2 protein-coding genes are annotated in these 1,875 nt (G+C 72.3%); both read right to left on the reverse strand.

Translation table 11 applies throughout. From position 1 onward, the window contains the following. Window positions 1-221: 221 nt before the first annotated feature. Window positions 222-881 (reverse strand): TetR/AcrR family transcriptional regulator, encoded by a 660-nt coding sequence (locus tag GV126_RS35175; protein WP_159675464.1) that lies wholly within the window; start codon window positions 879-881, stop codon window positions 222-224. 232 nt (window positions 882-1,113) lie between these two features. After that, window positions 1,114-1,752, reverse strand: a complete 639-nt coding sequence (locus tag GV126_RS35180; protein WP_159675466.1) for an HD domain-containing protein — start codon at window positions 1,750-1,752, stop codon at window positions 1,114-1,116. Window positions 1,753-1,875 lie beyond the last annotated feature (123 nt).

The following is a 1,875-nucleotide window of genomic DNA, read 5'->3' on the forward strand; positions in this document are numbered from 1 at the left end:
GGAGGGATGCGGTGGTCATGCCGCTCCTTGTGGGAGAAGACGTTGACTAACGGTTGTTAGCTTACACCTGTAGCCCTAGGGTGCGGCTGGTTCCGGCCGCGGAAAAAGTGAAGAAAGACGGGTGGACCGGTGGACGCGCGGCCCGACGGGCGCGGCTCGGTGCCTCGGCCGCAGGCGGCCGGCGCTTCAGCGTCAGGTGGCCGGCGCGGCGGCGCAGGCGGTCAGCGCTCCAGCAGCAGGGTCAGCAGCTCGTCGACGAACCGGTCCAGCCGGGCGGTGTCCTTGCGGCGCGGCATGACCTGCCACAGGGTGATCCGGCCGTGCAGCGCGCACCACAGCATGTACGGGGCGTCGGCGCGGGTGCCCCGCACCCGCCAGCCGTCCTCCTCGCACGCGGTGAGCGCCCGGCTCAGGCCGCGCAGGAGCAACCCCGCCGGGTGGCCGTGCAGCCGCTCCTCGTCCACCGGGGTCTGCCAGGTCTCGCACATCAGGCGGTACTTCGCCGGGTTCGCCACCGCGAAACGGCAGTACGCGTTCAACTGGGACCGCAGCCGTTCCAGCGGGTCGTCGGCGGGCGCCGAGCTGTCGGCCTCGGCCATGATCTGGGCAAGCCGCTCGTAGTGCTCGGCCAGCACCGCCCACACCAGTTCCGTCTTGTCGGAGAAGTGGCGGTAGATGCTCGGGGTGGCGATGCCGACCTCCCGGGCCACCGCGCGCAGCGACAGCGCGTCCTCGCTGCCCACCTGCTCCAGCAGCCCCCCGGCGGCCCGCAGGATCTCCTCCCGCAGCCGCTCGCCCTGCCCGCGCGGGTTGCGGACGCGGACGGTCCGCTCCGCGGCGGTCCCGGCGGCGCCACCACCGTTCTGCTTCTGCTCGGCCACCGCCGCACCTCCCTCGCGTCCGGACACCGGCACCGCGGCAGCGCGGGACCGGGATCGCCCGGACGGCCGCGCGGCGCCGACCCGAACCTACACGACACGCCCGCCGCACCAGCACATCGGACAGGCCGGCCGAAAAGAAGCGGCACCGGCGGGCACGGCCGCCCGTCGGTGCCTCCACCGTCCTGCGCCGGCGCCCCCATCGCTCTGCGCCGGCCCCCCACCGTCCTGCACGTCACTCGGGCCAGGCGGAGTCCTGGATGACGTCGACGAAGTCGATGCGGCGGAAGCCGGGCACGAAGTGGGCCAGCACGTCCGCGTTCACCGTGCCGAAGGTGGTGTCGGGGCGGTGCCGGAAGCCCTCGGTGAACGCCTGCAGGATCTGCCGCTTGAAGTCCGGGCGGGGGTGGAGGGCGGTGACCGCGTCGATCTGCTCCTGGGAGAGGTTGTCCAGGTGCAGGCCCAGCACGTCCGTCTCCACTCCGGCGGTGGTCGCCGCGATCTCCGGTGCCATCTTGTAGGGCACCTCGGGGGTGGTGTGCAGGGCGACGGCCGTCCAGACGGTGTCCGCCGCCGCCTCCGGCACGCCGTGGGTGAGCAGGAAGGCGCGCGCCTGGTCGGCGCCGTCCATCTCGAAGCGCTGGTCGTCGCTGCGGTACGGCGGCACCAGGCCGGTGTCGTGGAACAGCGCCGCGATGTAGAGCAGTTCCGGGTCCGGTTCCAGGCCGAGCGAGGCGGCCTGCAGGCTGCCGAAGAGGTAGACCCGGCGGGAGTGGTGGAAGATCAGGGGCGGGGTGGTGTCGCGGATGAGTTCGGTGGCCTCCTGCGCGAGCTTGCTGTCGGGGATCTCCACACCGGCGATCTTCTCGGTCATGACGGTCGCTCCTCGGACGGTACGGTCGCTTACGCCTTCACTGTCCGTGAGCCGGGGGCGCCGCGTCCGCTACGGGACGGCCGAGAATCCCTCGGAAACGGTCATGATCCGTCAGGTCCCGAG

The organism is Streptomyces mexicanus, from assembly GCF_902506575.1.
Lineage (GTDB): Bacteria > Actinomycetota > Actinomycetes > Streptomycetales > Streptomycetaceae > Streptomyces > Streptomyces mexicanus.